This is a genomic window from Alicyclobacillus tolerans, from assembly GCF_900142255.1.
Taxonomy (GTDB): Bacteria; Bacillota; Bacilli; order Alicyclobacillales; family Alicyclobacillaceae; genus Alicyclobacillus_I; species Alicyclobacillus_I tolerans.
Genome location: NZ_FRAF01000005.1, coordinates 105,742 through 121,675, shown reverse-complemented (window position 1 = coordinate 121,675; position 15,934 = coordinate 105,742). Strand labels below are relative to the sequence as shown.

Below are 15,934 nucleotides of genomic sequence, written 5' to 3'. Positions count from 1 at the left end.
AGGATCATTCATGGTAATCCAACAGATGCGGAACCAATCCTTCTCGAATTGCCACCAGTATAGCTTGAGAACGGCTACGCACTTGCAACTTGCGAAAGATATTGCTAATGTGCAGCTTTACGGTTGTCTCAGAAATATAAAGTTGACCAGCAATATCTTTATTACTGTATCCATTGACTAAAAGCTGTAATACCTCTGTCTCACGAGGTGACAGTCGTTCACGCGTGGGCAAATCGCCACGCACTGACTGAATCAGTCGCTGCGTCAAATTGGCTGGTAAGGCCGATTGTCCAGCATGGACCGCGCGAATGGCTGCCAACACTTCGGATACTGGAGCATCTTTCAGCAAATACCCATCTGCACCCGCGCGAATAGCGCGAAATAGATACTCATCATAGTTATACATGGTTAACACAATCAATTTGGGACGTTCTTGAAGATTTTTTAACTCTTCAGCAAATTCAATACCATTGCCATCCGGTAAATTGATGTCGAGCAAGATTACATCAATTGGAATCTCTGTAACACATGACATCAGTTCTGAACCTCGGCTACAGGTGGCTACAACCTCCATATCCGGCTCTTCATTGCATAAATAGGCAAGACTGTCGCGCAAAACTTGATGATCATCACACAAAAGCACTCGAATGGGCATTCTCCTCCACCTCATCTCCGATAGGAAGTTCAATCCAGATTTCTGTTCCTGAACCCGGTGAAGTGATATATTCCACACGACCCTTCCACTGAGCCGCCATCTGATGGATCATGTCAATTCCAAAGGAAGTTCCGCGAATTGCATTTTGAATCGCGCGCGCAAAATGAAATCCGCACCCATCATCCAACATAAGTACTTTCACGCGATCGGGCAAAAGGTCTAATCTTACTTTAAAATGGCGGGCATGCGCATGTTTGCGCATATTTCGCGTGCCTTCAGCAATCATTTCATACACTGTGCGGGAAATTTCCGGATGGAGCAATAAATTCGTTTCTTGATGAACACTAAATTCCACCTGTATTTCTGTATCTTCGAGCAAATCTTTAAGCAAATTGCGAATAGCTTTTTCCAATCCTTGCTCAACATAGGGCTGCGGACGCAAGGAATAAATAGATGAGCGCACGGAACCTACGGTTTCTTGCAACAACTTTTGCAAGTCAAGAAGCTGTTTCTGCATGGCGGGTTCAGAATGACGCAAAATACTTTCCACACGAAGGAGTGCACCTGCTAGATTTTGTGCGATCCCGTCATGGATTTCACGGGCCAGCCGATTACGTTCCTCAAGTAAAATTCTTCGCTTCTGCTCTTCTAAATAAAGGGCATTGCGCATAGCTACACTGGCATAGCTGGAAAAAAGCGTCATCAATTTTTCATCTTGTGGATGAAAGCCATTGACAATTGGTTTACCAAGTGTAATAACTCCCACTACTTGTTCATCAATATAAATAGGCGCCACAAACAACGAGCGAATATCTTTGTCTGCTTCCTGAGGTAAAAAACGACTATCCCTCTCCACGTCGGCAACCATTTGCAAACGACCGGTCTGTACAGCCCACCCAGAAATCCCCTGACCTCTTGGCAAAGTATACCGTTTGTTTCCCATTTCCCGATAAAGCAATCCCCACTCATCCACTTGGTAAATAACACCAAAAGAACTGCGGAACAACTCTTTAGCGGCATTGGCGATTTGGGGTAAAACACTATCTAAATGATTGGGTTGACGGATAGATTCTGTAATGGAAAAGACTGATTCTAAACGATGCTTTTCGCGTAAAAGATTAGCCACTAGGTGAGCCACTAATGAAATCGCCACAAGCGGTAGAAAGAAAAAGAAAGATCCAATACTTCCGGTGTGAACATTGACGGGATTGCTCGCCAGCCAAATCATTAAACCGTTATAGAGAGTCGCCAAGCCCAAATCAATACCGAGTGCGGACAAAAAAAGCCGGGCACTGACTCGCCAGGAACGACGTTGCCTCCAAACAAGCAGAATCAGTAAATTTGCGCTTGTAGAATAGATGAGAGCAGTCACCATCAACAGCCAGAGGCTATCAATGATAAGGTGCTTATGTCCTTCCTGAATGACATTCGCATTTGCCCATAGCCAAAACCATCCGGATAGGGCAAGCGCAATCATACGGCTGGAGAAATTGTACGAGAATACTTCCCATGGTTTACGCCTTGCTGCTTGAACCAACAACAAAATGAAAGCGTCCAACCAAAGGGTCATACTTGGGCCCAGCATGAAAAATAGTCCAAAAAAAAGTGGGAAACAGAGCGAAAAATTAATTCTTCCCAACCCAACAGGAAACCACTCTAAAAAAAGCAACAAAATGCCTAGCATCCAAATGGCTTCTGGATGCACAAGCTGCAATTGAACGGAGAAAAACAAAAGCAATAAAAACGACCCTATTACTAACAAGATACGATGGCGAGAGATGATGGCTTGCCGAATAGTTTGCTGAACAAGCATACCAACACCTCCGATAAAAAATATGAAAGTTTATCATTGGGAATTTGCATATAAAATTTAGATATTGATTCTGATTGGATTCTACCATGGACACCGAAATGAATGCAGCTATGTGATTTGTGTTGCATAGGTTCCACATGCCCTTATCAATCACAGAGCGCCAAGAATCAAGGGATTATGCCATCTTCAGCGAGCTTGCTGTCGTGTTCATCGCTAGTGCAGAAGCAAGTAGAACCTACGCATTGAGGTAAACGTATATGGTGACCTTCTCAATGCCACGGACGTGCGTGTCATTGGCTGTAAGATTTTCTTTGAGCCGGGATTTCCATTGCTCCACCGAAGTTCGTTCTCTGTGGAGTTCTATCCAACGCCGAGTGTTTCGGTGCGGATTGGCGTAACGCCTGACATCCTCGGCGATACTTTTTTTGACCACCATTCCGTAGTTGGAATGAGAGCAAGCAACAGACCCAAGTGGGAAGTCAACCTTTCCTACTGCATGTGGACAACGGAACTTTAAGCGGCCTTCGTCGGCTCCCCAATACACTATGTTGTAACCCATGAAGCAACGAAGTACCCCATCGGATACCATACCTGCAGATCGAAACGTATTAAAAGTGAAGAAATAAATCGGCGTCTGCAGCTTCATTCAATACCCAACGCAACTCTTTTCGCTCAACATTCCAATTAGTCAGAATCATATTATCGACGATAATCAAACGAACTCCCGATTCTGATGCAATCGTTATCAATTCCTCAATACTAGGTGCCCCAAAATCTGATAAACCGTTGGCAATATCTATGCTTCCTACGGATGGTATCGGTATATAATTCGGTAAAAGTATATCTACGCCTTCATGACTAAAGGCTAATATGACATTCGCTCCTGATGATATTGCACCTACTGCTATATTCAGTGGCGGGTATGCCGATTCTAGTTCACTGTGCAAAACCAGCAAAACAACTTTTTTTGTAGCCATCACCATACACCCTTAGTAACTAAAAATCGCATCTGCTTCATAACTATACTCTAAAAAGGTAACCACGCCAGCAGATGCTATTCCATCTAAACAATGAATCTGACAACTTTCCATTACATTCATTTGACAAACAAACATTTCAATACCAGCATCTCTGGCTTGTTGAAGCAATTGAAATAAATTTATTTTTTTCTCCTGTGAAATCAACCTAGCATAATGCTCATCTAATGCTCGAGCCCCATCCAAATCGAAAAAAATAGTGACATTTTGAGTAGGGGATCGAAATAACGCTTCTTGTAAAACATGAGGAACATTTTCACTACGAGCAACAAAATAAACTACCTTTTTAAGTTTCAGAGTTAAAACCTCGCTCTCCATTTAGAGCTTGTTTGTTATGTTTTATCTTATATCAAAAAAGCAAACTCGTTTAATAATGGAGAAATTCGCTTAACTTTTACAAAGCTACTCCGTGTCAACTGACATAAAAATCTTTGTTTTGCAACGTCATTCACAAAAACGTCGCCAGCACATAGTTGTGTTTTTCGAAAAATACATATTCAGGAAGGCAGCGTGTTTTAGAACTTCTGTTGCATCTTTTGCATTAAAAAGGCGCACCATCTAACAGGTACGCCATTTTTCATATCATTGGTAATCTCTAGACACTGGCTATTTGCCAACCTGATTGAAAGTAGACATGGCTACATCTGCCATCTGATTCAGAGAAAGCGCGCTGGAGGTAATGGAAAACTCAACGCCGTTGTTCAACCAGAATAACTGTCTTGCACCGCCGCCATCCGTATACACAGCAGGTACACCATAAAGGTTAATCATTTCACCAGACGGCAACCCTGATACAGTAGAAACAGGACGCCATTCTTCTAAAGTGAAAGCGTGATCGCCCGTAAATCGCATGATGGCATCCGTGTCACTCACTTGCCACATACTGTCCAGCTTATCGCCGTAAGTAAGGGTGGGATTGATATAGCCCGGACCATCCGAAGCTGCGCTATCCCCTGTAGAAAGCGTCGTTTTAGCTTTCTCTCCACCAACCAGAGCCTGCGGATTGAAGTCATCGGGAGAAAATTTAATACCCGTCTGGAACGATTCATACTTAAGGGTAACTACAGGCGTGGATGATTTATCCATCAAGACAATCTGCTCTGGATTAAGCGTCTTTGCATCCAACTGCACACGTTCGCGAGTTACCACATCATTAGCTGGAGAAACTGGCAATTCAAAATTGTAATTGCCGTCACTTTTGGTAAATTGAATATCCTTGCTAGATACAATATTTGACAAAATTTGATTATAAAGATATATGTGTCCTTGGTTTTGTGCCCAATTCCCGTTGAAACGGAACACTTTGCCCAACGAGGGCGAGACAATGAACATGCCATTTTGGTTGTGGACAATGATTTGGTTAATTTGCTTGTTGGCGTCACCCAAAGCAATGCGATAAACCTCTGGAGATTCATACCACGTCTCGACATAGTAAGTTTGCGAACCATTATCCATCTGCACAGTCATCATGGCTGTACTTTTATAGTTCGATCCGTCCAATGTCTTGACGTGCGCTTCTAGCTTGCTGGCTACACTTTTTTCACCATTCTGTGTGCCGCAACCCACTACAAGTCCACCCACAACGACCAGGACGCCCAACGCGACTGCCCATTTACGCATGTGCCACCTCGCCTTTCCGCGACAGACACACGCGAGTAACGCAACGCTTTCACTTATCCGTCGATTTCATCTTTACACCTAGCGCATCAGTTAAAGCCTGCGGCAATTCTTGCACAACATCGGAAGCCATACAAGCAGCAGCCGGTATCCGCCTTGCCAGTCGATCCCCAGCCCTTCCGTGCAGCCAACAACCTAATCGGGCTGCATCGTAGGCTGACAATCCTTGAGCGAGTAACGCCGCGATAACCCCTGCTAAAACATCTCCTGAGCCGGCTACAGCAAGCGAAGGTCCGCCTACCGGATTGACAGATACACTCTGCTGAGAATTCACTATACTCCGATAACCTTTCAACAGTACAGTGGCATTCGCCTGTTGGCTGAGTCGTCGGGCGGCAGCAAGGCGATGTTTCTGAACAGAATCAACTGTCCAACCGATTAATCGAGCACATTCCTTAGGATGCGGAGTAAGCACCACCCGTTCTGCCAGGAACGGATCAGCCAAACGCCGCTCCTCTGGAGCGCTTAACCAGGCATCCATCGCTTCCGCATCCAACACTACCTTACCGCCACTTTCCACAACACTCCATACCACCTCAATCGGCCAAGCGTCAAGCATACCGGGACCCATTAAGAAAACGGCTCCTTCTGGCAAACTGTTACGCAACGCTCCATTTACTGGAATCATCAGCATATCGGGTAGCGGCGGTTCAATGGCTGAAGCGGTTAACAGTGAAATGCGCCCTGCTCCACTCCGAGCTGCAGCCAATGCTGCAAGCTTCGCTGCACCCGGCAAACAACCGACAATAACTGCCACATGACCAGCCAATCCCTTATGCGCTGTGACAGGTCGATATGCCGCACGAGCAGCCAATTCAGCAGGCTCAATCCAAGTCGCAAAGGATGGATTGTGCAGAATCGGAATGCCAATATCAGCTACCACTACCTCGCCAGCCTGCAAACATCCAGGAGTCACCGCTGTGCCGATTTTCTGCGCAGCCATGGCGATGGTAAGTACTGCCTGGACCGCGCCCGGATAAACAGCTCCCGTATCCGTATCTACTCCTGTCGGTACATCAACCGCCCAAATCGGTGTAGATGTGTGAGCAAGCGACTCCAGCATCTGTAATAATCGATCAGCAGGCGGTCGATTTTGGCCCGTACCAAGCAACGCGTCCAGGTAGAGCTGAGCCTCAGGCAGCGGTTGCCCGCTATATACCCGAACGGGCACACCGGCTGCTATGGCGCTTTGCGCAGCCAAAGCCACACTACCTGTTAGCGTTTCAGGATGAACCAAAGAGACAACTTCTACGGAGTACTGGTAATGTTTTAACCAACGGGCTGCGGCATATCCGTCTCCTCCATTGTTCCCCTTTCCTGCCAGTACGACGATATGGCCGCGCGGTCCGCGCTGTACCAACACATCGGCAATAGCTTTGCCTGCCAGATGCAAAAGGACAATCTCAGGAATGTGAAGCGACGTTACAGCGTGTCTATCGAGCTCTCTCATTTGTTCACTCGTGACCAGATACACAAGAGTACCCTCCCGAGGCTTGTTTCATAGATATTCAGCCCGTCCGTTCATTATGTATGGCTCCTCAATTCGATAAAATCGCAACAGCAAATGCTACTCCTGCAGCATGCGACAAACTTAAACGCACCTCAGTGCCAACAGGTAACAACGCATCCGAATGGTAGAAACGCGCAGTAAGACCCGCACTGCCAAGAAGAATATCCACTTGATGAGGATGAAGCTTGGCCAATCCACATCCAATCGCTTTAGCCAGAGCTTCTTTTGCCGCAAACCGACCAGCTACAAACTCGTGTAAACGTCTGCCTTCTAACAGACAGAAGGTTTTTTGCTCTTCCGGTCCCAATATGCGCTTGCTGAATGACGTTTTTTGGGAATTTATCAATCGGGCAATCCGCTCTATTTCTACAACGTCCGTGCCAAGTCCTAAAATCATGCTTCTCCTCCATACGAGTTTCATCCTATAATTTGCTTACTTCGCTCAGCGCATCATATGAAAGCACAATGGAAAAAGAAATTCTGCCGCCCAGTTTGGCAAAAGTTCGCACGGCAGATAGAATAGAGTAGAATTTTTATTTTACTCGAACAATGGCAGGTTGGAAAAACTACATTCAATAAGCTGGTTCTGATTCATCCCATTCTACATGTTGAAAGGACGATGGAATATGCATACGTTGTTACACTATGGTATCAAAATAGTATTTGCTATCATAACTGGAATTCTGCTCATTGCGGCTGTTGAGTTGCGACCGGACGGAAGACGTCTCAGTTGGCCGCGAAGAACTGCGATTTTTATCTTAGGACTCATTCTCGCAGAAGTATTCTTTTCTACTCAAACGCTCTATCAGACACCAATTGGCATTTAATGAACTTTCAGAGGTTAAAGTTTTTTTCAAATTTTTGTTCGGGCCTAAACCTCTGTCATTGCGTACCATTGTGAAGCCAGTAACGCACATATTGCTCCATGATATATTTCAATCGATATTTTGAATCATGAAGCGGATTGTACCTCTCTTCCGGCGGCAGAACCTGACCGCAGGATGGACATGTCCACGCTACATCAAACGGCGGCAGCGGCATAAATGAAGCATTGCAACCTGGACAAACTTGTGATGCCATATCCGTTCCCCCTACATTCGCCTCAGATACTTCTGTAGGTAATGTAGCACAGTTTGTCCAAAATAGGGTATGTAAAATGATTATACAGGAGGCTGTATCTTGATTGTTCTGAAAAGCCGACATGAAATTGGCATTATGCGAGAAGCTGGTAAAGTCGTTGCTGAATGCCACGCTGCTTTAAAAGATTTTGTACGAGAAGGCGTGAGCACGCTCGAAATCGATCAATTTGTAGAAAATTTTCTGACTCGCCACCATATGATTCCTGCCCAAAAGGGTTATAAAGGTTACCCATTTGCCGCCTGTACCTCTGTTAACGATGTCGTATGCCATGGTTTCCCCAGTGAATATCGACTTCAATCCGGCGATATTATCACCATAGACATGGTTGCCCAATATAAAGGATTGCATGCAGATTCTGCATGGAGTTATGCCGTTGGAGACATCAGTGAAACCGCCCAAAAATTAATGGAAGTGACAGAACGTGCACTCATGATAGGTATCGAAGAAGCGGTCATCGATCATCATATCAGCGATATCGGCCATGCTATCCAACAATATGTTGAAGCGCAAGGATTTTCAGTAGTACGAGATTTTATTGGCCACGGGATTGGGCGAAAAATGCATGAAAGTCCAGAAGTCTTACATTTTGGTCCACCCCATAAAGGACCACGCATCAAAAAAGGCATGACTTTTACTATCGAACCGATGGTAAATACAGGAACATACGAATGCCGCGTTGACGAAGATGGTTGGACTGCACGCACAGCAGATGGTGGACTCTCTATTCAATATGAACATACTCTGGCCATCACAGAAAATGGACCAGAGATTCTAACAGTGCTTTAATTTGTGAACTGAGCACAACTCTAAAACAGGTGTTGCGTAACACCTGTTTTTTTACGCAGAAATACAGCTAGATCTCTTTCTATAAAGTATTTTAGAATTTTTTATAGATAAATCTGAATTAATAGAATATATTGATCTTATCTGTTCGTAAAAACAGAAAACGTACGACCCAATCGTGCCCTCCATCAAACAAACGGTCGTATGAATGATTTTTGGGAGGGAGGCATCCCATTGTCAACCGTACTACAAGTGAAAGAATTCCCAATGTTTATGGACGGAAAATGGCAAGCGGCAGAATCCGGTGAATGGTTTGACATTATCTATCCAGGTAATGGTCAGACGGTAGCACGAGTAGCAAGTGGCCACAAGGAAGATGTAGACAAAGCTGTAGCGATTGCCCGACGCACTTTTGAAAGCGGTATCTGGTCCAAACAATCGATTGAAATCCGAGCGGCTTTGCTCCTCAGCTTTGCCCAACAAATTATGCAAAATGCTGATGAACTCGCTTATTTAGAAGTACTCAGTTCCGGGGGAACTCTCCGTAGAGTCCGGAACATGGATATCCTGCAAATCGCCGATCTCCTTTTGCAAACAGCAGAATTTATGAAATCATACCCATATGTTGAATACCTGCCCATCCAACCCTATCCCGGCCCTGCCAACGGTCAAGTTTGGCGTGAACCTATAGGCGTTTGCGCAGCCATCACTCCATGGAATTTCCCAATGATTTTAGCTATGTGGAAAATCGTTCCTGCTCTAGCCATGGGTAATTCTATGGTTATTAAACCTGCATCCCATACACCTCTATCCACTCTCAAACTCGCTGAATTAGCTGTTCGCGCCGGAATACCCGCAGGTGTTTTGAATGTGGTCACTGGCGCTGGCAGTCAAGTTGGCGAAGCGCTCGTCACGCATCCAGACGTGGACAAAATAGCTTTTACCGGATCAACTACAGTAGGACGTAACATTATGCGTCAAGCAGCAGGCACCATAAAACGCGTTACTCTAGAGCTAGGCGGAAAATCTCCCTCCATTCTTTTGCCGGATGCCGATTTGAGATTAGCTATACCCGGCAGCTTATTTGGCGTCTTTTTGCATAGCGGACAAATTTGCGAATCAGGCACACGTCTATTTGTACATGAATCGCAGTACGACCAAGTCTTGGCCAAACTGGCCGAACAAGCTCAAGCTATTCGTATGGGCGATCCGTTTGACATGGAAACACGCATGGGCCCACTCGTATCTAAACAGCAGATGGAAACCGTACTGAACTATATTGAGATCGGACAACAAGAAGGTGCTCGTTTGGTTTGTGGCGGCAAGCCCGTACAGATTCCTGGATGCGAAGGTGGATATTTCATTCCACCGACCATTTTTGCTGATGTAGACAACCAGATGCGCATTGCTCAAGAAGAAATTTTTGGCCCAGTCCTGTCCGTTATTCGGTATAAAGACGTAGACGAAGCAGTGCAAAAGGCCAACGAATCCATTTACGGCCTGGCCGCTGGAGTCTGGACACAAAATATCAATGAAGCATACCGCATTGCCCGACAATTACGTGCAGGCACCGTATGGATTAATGATTGGCACATGCTGCGCTCCGATGCTCCTTTTGGTGGTTTCAAGCAGAGCGGATTTGGTCGAGAATTGGGGAAATACGCATTGGATGAATATTCACAGTTAAAACATGTTCACGCTTCTCTCGTCACAGAAGAAAAACGTCGCGTAGCGTGGGATTTACTTTTGGAGAGCCCCATAGAAAAGGCATAGAAAGGAGTAGAAAAAGGGAATGACAACATCTCACTTCCAGTTCAATCTGCCAACGATAATTCATAGTGGTGTGGGTTGCCGCACACTGCTGCCGGAACTATTGCGCGGCCTTGGCGGAAAACGCGCCTTGCTGGTAACCGATCAAGGCCTGAAAAAGGCAGGTGTCGTCCAGCAGATTACATCTCTCTTTGAAGGCTTGCCACAACCAGTTCAACTTGTTGGCGTTTTTGATGAAGTTGAACAGGATGCCAAAGGTGCCATTATCAATCGTGCTGTCAGCGTTTACAAATCACATGCTGCTGACTGCCTGATTGCTCTTGGCGGCGGCAGCGTACTCGATACAGTCAAAGCCATGAAGTGGATGATGCATAAAGGTTTGACAGATATTCGCATGGCGCTGGTCACCAACACCATTGAGACTTTTCCCCGCGCTACGCGCATGTCGATTCCACACATCGCCCTACCTACCACCGCAGGTACTGGGGCAGAAGTCTCACCTATTTCCGTCGTATTCAATGAAATGCTACAGGTCAAGACCAATCTCATTCATCCATACGCAGCAGCCGATTTTGCTTTGCTCGATCCCGATTTGACAGTCGGTTTGCCAGCTTTTATAACGGCATTCACGGGTATGGATGCACTAACGCACGCATTAGAAGCTTATTTCTCGCCAGTTGCAGAACCAATCACAGACGCCTTTGCGATTCAGTCCGCACAAATGATAGTGGAAAATCTTCCCCTTGCTGTAGCAAACGGACAACACCTGGAAGCTCGTTCCAACCTGTTGATTGCCAGCGCCATGGCCATCACCGCTTTCAGCACAGCACTGAATGCTATTCCCGTTCATAACCTGGCACACGCCTTAGGAGCAAAATTCAATATTCCGCACGGACTGGCGAATGCTGTTTTATTGCCTTATGTGCTCGAAGAATTACCCGATTTTTACTTAACACGAGCGCAAAAATTTGCCGCTATTCTAGGCTGCAACGCTTCGTCTGAAACCCCACAAGCCGGCCTTCAAGCCATCGTGGAAGCCATTCAGAATTTACGCGCTAAAATTCATCTACCAGATACATTGACGGATTACAACATCCAGGAAAAAGATATGGATAGTATTGTCCAATGGGTTCATTCCGATCCATCGGGTATCCTCTTCAGATTACCCGAGCAGATGATTCGCAATGTTGTCAGACGCGCTGGAGGAATGATTCAAGTAGTCTCCTGATGCCCTAAGGTTCCATGCGCCAACCTAGAATTCTAATCAGATCGACGCGTGGAACCACCATTTTCTGGTTTCAACCTTGTATGGGGGTATTCTCAGCAACACTCACATGTAGTTTGCGAATGTAGTGGCTCAATAAGAACAGAGGTACTCCTGCGAGTACAAGCATGGCAACACAGCGAAACATCCAGGCGTCTCCCCAATCCCGCAAAACCACTCCACCGAGCCAAGGACCAAGAAAAAAACCGAACGAGGATAAACTGCTGGCTCCATAATAAGTAGCTCGCGCACCCAAAGGTGCTATCTCGGCAATATAGCGCGATCTGGGAGGGAACGAACAAATTTCCCCAAACGTGAGAACAACCATACCCAGAAATTCTCCAGGGAGACTATGGAGGATTCCAAACAAAGCATACCCTGCGGCAAATAGAATTTGTCCGATCACGATTTGTGATAAGGCAGACAAGCGTTGCACAGATTTGTGGATAAACCATTGACAAACTACAACTTCTACCGCATTGGTGAAAACAAGCAAGCTGAAGATATGGGCAGAAACAGAAACCGTATAGTGCATAGCCAAGCTTTCCGGAAGCGTAGAGTTAATTTGAGCATATCCAAATGTCTCCGTAAGGACGGCAAGTAAAAAAATAAGAAAGGCTCTATCGCGACCAAGAATTCCTAATAGCTGGAGAGGAGAAGGTGTTTTCAGCCCTGTCGATATAGGCTGTTGAACATCCAGACTTTGAATATTGGCTGGCACTTTCACCAAGAGAAAGATAACGTATAAGGCATCTACAGAAGCTGTGATATAAAAAGTCCAACCACTGGATACCGTGCCTAACCAAGCGCCTACCAACGGGCCTACGGCTGCACCAACATTAATGGCCCAGTAGCGAAGCGCAAAAGCTGCCCCCCGCATATCAGCCGGTGTAAAATCAGCAATGGTGGCCTGTGCAGACGGTTCAAAAAGTGGACGAACCAGCCCATTCACACTGCTAAAAACAATAAACGCAACAACACTGCGTGCATTTGCAAAGCCAATCATAGCAACTGTACCCAACAACATGCCGAATAGCATAAAGCGCTTTCTGCCTATTTTGTCAGAGAAGATTCCCGTAAAGAGTCCAAATAAGGTTCCTACCAGTGGTGCCGAACCTACCGCTAGACCTATTACCGCTGGACTAGCCTGCGTTTCGTGAGACATGTAAAGTGCAAGAAACGGCATGACCATGAATTGGGCAAAGCGAGTAAATCCAGTACCTGCAATAAGAAACCACACGACAGGATGAAGTTGAGGAATTTGGTTACGCCACCATACCATAAAGCCCAATCATCTCCGTTTCTGCGTTGCACTGGAAAATGATTGGGCCTATCGTATCAAGCAATCCTTCAAAGAGCAATGGTTCTAATTCATGAATAGTCAACAAAACTTCTTGATTTCACGTCTCAGGCATGCGGTAAGAAAATGATTCTTCCCAGTTCACCCAGACCGTAGGAGACACCACCCACTAAAATACCAACCAGCGTCATTTCCAAACCACTCGCCCACCAAGAACGTACCGTCATTCGACTTTTCAGAGCGCCCACGACAAAATGAGCAACAATCGAGACCACCGCAGCTGTAATCAACGCCGCGACCCCTTGCATGAAAAAGAAAGGAATCAACGGCACAATGGCTCCTACAAATGTCGATGCTGAACCAAAAATAGCCGATTGCCACGGATTGCCTTCACTCGTTTCGTGAATTCCAAGTTCCTCCTGGGCCATGGCTTTGATAAATTGCTCTTTATCCGCCGAAATTTGCGAAGCAATGCGCTCCGCTTCCGCCGGCTCGAAACCTTTTAATTCATAGAGAAGCGCCAATTCTTCGCGTTCATGATCGGGATCTTCTTCAATTTCCCTGCGCTCTGCAGCCAGTTCTGACTCCATCAGTTCATTTTCCGATTTGGTGGCCAACCAAGCCCCAGCGCCCATGGATAGCGTAGAAGCAAGTGCGCCAAAAAATCCGGAAATGAGTATGGTCGTATTTTGATTGGTGTAACCTGCCACACCTGCAATAATTCCAAAAATAGCCCCTAATCCGTCGTTGACTCCGTAAATCGCATCACCTAACCAGCCGCCACTTTTATTTCGATGCCAACGCTCATTGTCCCATATACGACTTAACTTTTTCTGCGGAGCAATGGCTGGTTTAAAGAGTTCGTCTAAACCGTGATGGTTTTTCTCGTCCTCGTCAATGATATCGAGAATCCGATGGATATCATCGTCATCAATGACGTTGCGTTGTGAAGCATACCAAGCTTCATTCCCCTGTTCCACACGTTCAATGGCATCCATCAATTGAGTAACGTCACTATGGGCTGGCAATTCTACCTTGGGGTAACTGAGCCCTTCTACCGTGCCACCGAGATCGGCTATTTTTTCCGCCCACATTTGTGCGTGTTTATACTCTACCTCCGCCAGTCTTTGCAAAATATTTTTGCGCCGCGCATCTTGCTCCTTTTCAGCAGAAACTTGATATAGATGGGCCGCCTGCATTTCTCTGCGCCAATTTTCACTCAGCGTTTTTTCTAAATATTTATCCATACGCCTTACGGCTCCTTTCTGCAGAAAGCGAATTGTACACCCGTCATAAAAAAGAAAAAGTAAAAATACAGTTACAAAATACAATAGCGATGGAGGATTATGCAAAGCTAATGTTTTGCATATAACCATCCATCGCTGAATAGTTAGGCTATACAAATTGACAATCTTCTAAATAAGCCGTATATAGGGTTCCAATATTTCGCAAATTTCCATGCGTTCCGGGAAACGCCCCTGTTCATGCTTTGAGAAAATGCATTCATCGTCTAAATAAACGTCAAAAGATCCATCGCCAAAATGAGGTACGAATACGAGTTTTGCTATACCGCTGCGATAACGATTCAACAATTCCTCAGCCACACGCATGGCGACGGACAGAAAGCCGCAGGACGTGCAGTATTCAATTCGCAATGAAACTCCGTCCGCCATTTTCTCCCTCCATCGCCTAAATTTTTCTAACCCGGATTGGACCCGGTTCATCTGTATAGCAGGAAATCAACCCGCGCTAGCCATTGAAAAATCTATTTGGCGCGTGCACAGTCGCTGAATCCTGCCGAACGATGACTACCGTCGCAGAAGGGCTTGTTCTGAGAATGGCCGCAACGGCAAAGTGAGAACGATTCTTTCACTGTAAACCGATTACCCTCAGCATCTTCCAAGATAACTGGACCTTTGACCCGCAATGAACCATTATCATTAACCTTAATGACTATTTCTTCAGACACTGCCCATCAACCTCCTATAAGCATCAACACACTTGCAACATCCCTTATCTAGTATAGAGAAGAAAACATGCTATTCTCAAGCGATATTTCAATGCCTGACCCATCCACGCAAGCTGTGGAAGTATTCCTCCATGCGCCGTGTCAAGAGATCATAAAGTAGAAGATAAGGAGCATGGAGGTGTGGCTTATGAAACATCATCAATCGATAAAACATAAATCTCATCATACAAAATCTGAGAGAAGAATAACCAGTAAACCAGTAAAACCTGCTTCTTCATCTATCTCTGTCGATGCTGAACCCTGTTTCCTTCCTCTGATGCTGCTGCCTCTTTTTAGTGGAGGACTACGCCGATGGAGCGGCAATCGTGGATGGATGAATTTTGGCGGTATGGGAGGATGGGGAAATGGGCAGAATCCTGCCTCCAATCAACCGTCTACTCCCAACTCTGGCTGGCAAGATGGATGGTTTGGTGGAATCTGGTCTCCCTTTGCCTGGCAAAAGTCTATGGGAATGGGGGGCTTCCCGTTTTTCAATGGTCAAAATCCACCTAATCTACCCATGAATGGCGGGTTTGGCGGATTTCCTTTTAGTTTTTGACAAGTTTTCGCCCAGACAAACTGAAGTGCGAACAACCCGATGTCTTTAGTAGTATAAAATGGATCCCAGACATCGGTTGTTCGCACTGCCATTTCTTTGGTCAAAAATAAAGCATTCCAATGGAGAATGCTTCACCATTGGAATGTCTGCCGAATGGATTTGAGTTAAATTTACTCAAGGAAGAACAGGTGTGGTGTTGCAAGTTGTGGTGTAGGTTGGAACCAACAAGAAGAAGAGAACAAAGATGATCAGGAACACCACAGCCCAACGTGTGTACCCACCAAATACTCCGTACATATGGAATTCCCTCCTTAAAGATTTGGTGCAACGCACGTTGTAATAAATGCACTCTTGTTCTGAATTGTCATGGATAGACGTCTAGATACTGATTATTTGATAAACTGTCATTGTAAACGAT

18 protein-coding genes and 1 pseudogene are annotated in these 15,934 nt (G+C 45.6%); 5 read left to right on the top strand and 14 right to left on the bottom strand.

Annotated features, from left to right (window positions below; all coding sequences use genetic code 11):
* Positions 1–4 precede the first annotated feature (4 nt).
* The 8 genes and pseudogenes from BUA75_RS04240 to acpS all read right to left on the bottom strand — a co-directional run bounded on the left by BUA75_RS04240 (position 5) and on the right by acpS (position 7,089).
* Positions 5–655, bottom strand: coding sequence for a response regulator (locus BUA75_RS04240; protein ID WP_072873345.1), 651 nt, complete (start codon positions 653–655; stop codon positions 5–7).
* Positions 630–2,468, bottom strand: a complete 1,839-nt coding sequence (locus tag BUA75_RS04235) for a GAF domain-containing sensor histidine kinase (protein ID WP_072873344.1) — start codon at positions 2,466–2,468, stop codon at positions 630–632. Before BUA75_RS04235 ends, BUA75_RS04240 begins: the two co-directional genes overlap by 26 nt.
* A 235-nt stretch (positions 2,469–2,703) precedes the next feature.
* A pseudogene (locus BUA75_RS04230) lies at positions 2,704–3,063 on the bottom strand (transposase); the annotation flags it as partial.
* 13 nt (positions 3,064–3,076) lie between these two features.
* Positions 3,077–3,445, bottom strand: coding sequence for a peroxiredoxin family protein (locus tag BUA75_RS04225; RefSeq protein ID WP_072873343.1), 369 nt, complete (start codon positions 3,443–3,445; stop codon positions 3,077–3,079).
* A 12-nt stretch (positions 3,446–3,457) separates the two neighbouring features.
* Positions 3,458–3,823 carry a DsrE/DsrF/DrsH-like family protein gene (locus tag BUA75_RS04220; RefSeq protein WP_072873342.1) on the bottom strand — a complete coding sequence of 122 codons (366 nt, stop codon included), beginning with the start codon at positions 3,821–3,823 and terminating at the stop codon, positions 3,458–3,460.
* A gap of 288 nt (positions 3,824–4,111) precedes the next feature.
* Positions 4,112–5,125, bottom strand: coding sequence for a LolA family protein (locus BUA75_RS04215; RefSeq protein WP_083574069.1), 1,014 nt, complete (start codon positions 5,123–5,125; stop codon positions 4,112–4,114).
* Positions 5,126–5,174: 49 nt separating this feature from the next.
* The gene (locus BUA75_RS04210; RefSeq protein ID WP_072873341.1) at positions 5,175–6,656 is read right to left on the bottom strand and encodes a bifunctional ADP-dependent NAD(P)H-hydrate dehydratase/NAD(P)H-hydrate epimerase; all 1,482 of its coding nucleotides are present in this window, start codon (positions 6,654–6,656) and stop codon (positions 5,175–5,177) included.
* Between the two features lie 64 nt (positions 6,657–6,720).
* Entirely contained in the window at positions 6,721–7,089 is a 369-nt protein-coding gene (gene acpS / locus BUA75_RS04205; RefSeq protein ID WP_072873340.1) for a holo-ACP synthase, read from the bottom strand.
* Positions 7,090–7,318: 229 nt separating this feature from the next.
* Between acpS and BUA75_RS04200 the strand changes: the two genes are divergently transcribed.
* Positions 7,319–7,519, top strand: coding sequence for a hypothetical protein (locus tag BUA75_RS04200; protein ID WP_072873339.1), 201 nt, complete (start codon positions 7,319–7,321; stop codon positions 7,517–7,519).
* Positions 7,520–7,574: 55 nt separating this feature from the next.
* Here the strand turns inward: BUA75_RS04200 and BUA75_RS04195 are convergent, their stop codons facing one another.
* Positions 7,575–7,772 (bottom strand): hypothetical protein, encoded by a 198-nt coding sequence (locus BUA75_RS04195; protein WP_072873338.1) that lies wholly within the window; start codon positions 7,770–7,772, stop codon positions 7,575–7,577.
* A 99-nt stretch (positions 7,773–7,871) separates the two neighbouring features.
* Between BUA75_RS04195 and map the strand changes: the two genes are divergently transcribed.
* The 3 genes from map (at position 7,872) to BUA75_RS04180 (ending at position 11,613) form a co-directional block, all read left to right on the top strand.
* The gene (map, locus tag BUA75_RS04190) at positions 7,872–8,618 is read left to right on the top strand and encodes a type I methionyl aminopeptidase (protein WP_072873337.1); all 747 of its coding nucleotides are present in this window, start codon (positions 7,872–7,874) and stop codon (positions 8,616–8,618) included.
* Positions 8,619–8,882: 264 nt separating this feature from the next.
* On the top strand, positions 8,883–10,388 hold the full coding sequence (locus tag BUA75_RS04185; RefSeq protein ID WP_423219866.1) for an aldehyde dehydrogenase family protein: 1,506 nt from the start codon (positions 8,883–8,885) through the stop codon (positions 10,386–10,388).
* A gap of 19 nt (positions 10,389–10,407) precedes the next feature.
* A complete protein-coding gene (locus tag BUA75_RS04180; RefSeq protein WP_072873335.1) occupies positions 10,408–11,613 on the top strand; it encodes an iron-containing alcohol dehydrogenase in 1,206 nt (401 codons plus the stop codon).
* Positions 11,614–11,683: 70 nt separating this feature from the next.
* On the opposite strand, the gene BUA75_RS04175 is transcribed toward BUA75_RS04180, so the two are convergent.
* The 4 genes from BUA75_RS04175 to BUA75_RS04160 form a co-directional block, all read right to left on the bottom strand.
* Positions 11,684–12,931 carry an MDR family MFS transporter gene (locus tag BUA75_RS04175; protein ID WP_072873334.1) on the bottom strand — a complete coding sequence of 416 codons (1,248 nt, stop codon included), beginning with the start codon at positions 12,929–12,931 and terminating at the stop codon, positions 11,684–11,686.
* 125 nt (positions 12,932–13,056) lie between these two features.
* Positions 13,057–14,196, bottom strand: a complete 1,140-nt coding sequence (locus BUA75_RS04170) for a VIT1/CCC1 transporter family protein (protein WP_072873333.1) — start codon at positions 14,194–14,196, stop codon at positions 13,057–13,059.
* A gap of 168 nt (positions 14,197–14,364) precedes the next feature.
* Positions 14,365–14,622: an Rdx family protein gene (locus BUA75_RS04165; protein WP_072873332.1), complete on the bottom strand. Its 258-nt coding sequence runs from the start codon at positions 14,620–14,622 to the stop codon at positions 14,365–14,367.
* 92 nt (positions 14,623–14,714) lie between these two features.
* On the bottom strand, positions 14,715–14,918 hold the full coding sequence (locus BUA75_RS04160) for a CDGSH iron-sulfur domain-containing protein (protein WP_072873331.1): 204 nt from the start codon (positions 14,916–14,918) through the stop codon (positions 14,715–14,717).
* A gap of 187 nt (positions 14,919–15,105) precedes the next feature.
* On the opposite strand from BUA75_RS04160, the gene BUA75_RS04155 reads away from it, so the two are divergent.
* Positions 15,106–15,516 carry a hypothetical protein gene (locus BUA75_RS04155; RefSeq protein WP_072873330.1) on the top strand — a complete coding sequence of 137 codons (411 nt, stop codon included), beginning with the start codon at positions 15,106–15,108 and terminating at the stop codon, positions 15,514–15,516.
* Between the two features lie 174 nt (positions 15,517–15,690).
* Here BUA75_RS04155 and BUA75_RS16370 read toward each other — a convergent pair whose 3' ends face one another.
* Positions 15,691–15,813 (bottom strand): hypothetical protein, encoded by a 123-nt coding sequence (locus BUA75_RS16370; RefSeq protein ID WP_255567373.1) that lies wholly within the window; start codon positions 15,811–15,813, stop codon positions 15,691–15,693.
* Between the last annotated feature and the right edge of the window lie 121 nt (positions 15,814–15,934).

What these genes read in the sequence shown, in the direction of transcription:
- BUA75_RS04220 (WP_072873342.1), bottom strand. Translation starts at nt 3,823, where the DNA reads ATGGAGAGCGAGGTTTTAACTCTGAAACTTAAAAAGGTAGTTTATTTT.
- acpS (WP_072873340.1), bottom strand. Translation starts at nt 7,089, where the DNA reads ATGATTTTAGGACTTGGCACGGACGTTGTAGAAATAGAGCGGATTGCC.
- BUA75_RS04240 (WP_072873345.1), bottom strand. Translation starts at nt 655, where the DNA reads ATGCCCATTCGAGTGCTTTTGTGTGATGATCATCAAGTTTTGCGCGAC.
- BUA75_RS04195 (WP_072873338.1), bottom strand. Translation starts at nt 7,772, where the DNA reads ATGGCATCACAAGTTTGTCCAGGTTGCAATGCTTCATTTATGCCGCTG.
- BUA75_RS04200 (WP_072873339.1), top strand. Translation starts at nt 7,319, where the DNA reads ATGCATACGTTGTTACACTATGGTATCAAAATAGTATTTGCTATCATA.
- BUA75_RS16370 (WP_255567373.1), bottom strand. Translation starts at nt 15,813, where the DNA reads ATGTACGGAGTATTTGGTGGGTACACACGTTGGGCTGTGGTGTTCCTG.
- BUA75_RS04180 (WP_072873335.1), top strand. Translation starts at nt 10,408, where the DNA reads ATGACAACATCTCACTTCCAGTTCAATCTGCCAACGATAATTCATAGT.
- BUA75_RS04185 (WP_423219866.1), top strand. Translation starts at nt 8,883, where the DNA reads ATGTTTATGGACGGAAAATGGCAAGCGGCAGAATCCGGTGAATGGTTT.
- BUA75_RS04155 (WP_072873330.1), top strand. Translation starts at nt 15,106, where the DNA reads ATGAAACATCATCAATCGATAAAACATAAATCTCATCATACAAAATCT.
- BUA75_RS04215 (WP_083574069.1), bottom strand. Translation starts at nt 5,125, where the DNA reads ATGCGTAAATGGGCAGTCGCGTTGGGCGTCCTGGTCGTTGTGGGTGGA.
- BUA75_RS04165 (WP_072873332.1), bottom strand. Translation starts at nt 14,622, where the DNA reads ATGGCGGACGGAGTTTCATTGCGAATTGAATACTGCACGTCCTGCGGC.
- BUA75_RS04170 (WP_072873333.1), bottom strand. Translation starts at nt 14,196, where the DNA reads ATGGATAAATATTTAGAAAAAACGCTGAGTGAAAATTGGCGCAGAGAA.
- BUA75_RS04235 (WP_072873344.1), bottom strand. Translation starts at nt 2,468, where the DNA reads ATGCTTGTTCAGCAAACTATTCGGCAAGCCATCATCTCTCGCCATCGT.
- BUA75_RS04175 (WP_072873334.1), bottom strand. Translation starts at nt 12,931, where the DNA reads ATGGTATGGTGGCGTAACCAAATTCCTCAACTTCATCCTGTCGTGTGG.
- BUA75_RS04225 (WP_072873343.1), bottom strand. Translation starts at nt 3,445, where the DNA reads ATGGCTACAAAAAAAGTTGTTTTGCTGGTTTTGCACAGTGAACTAGAA.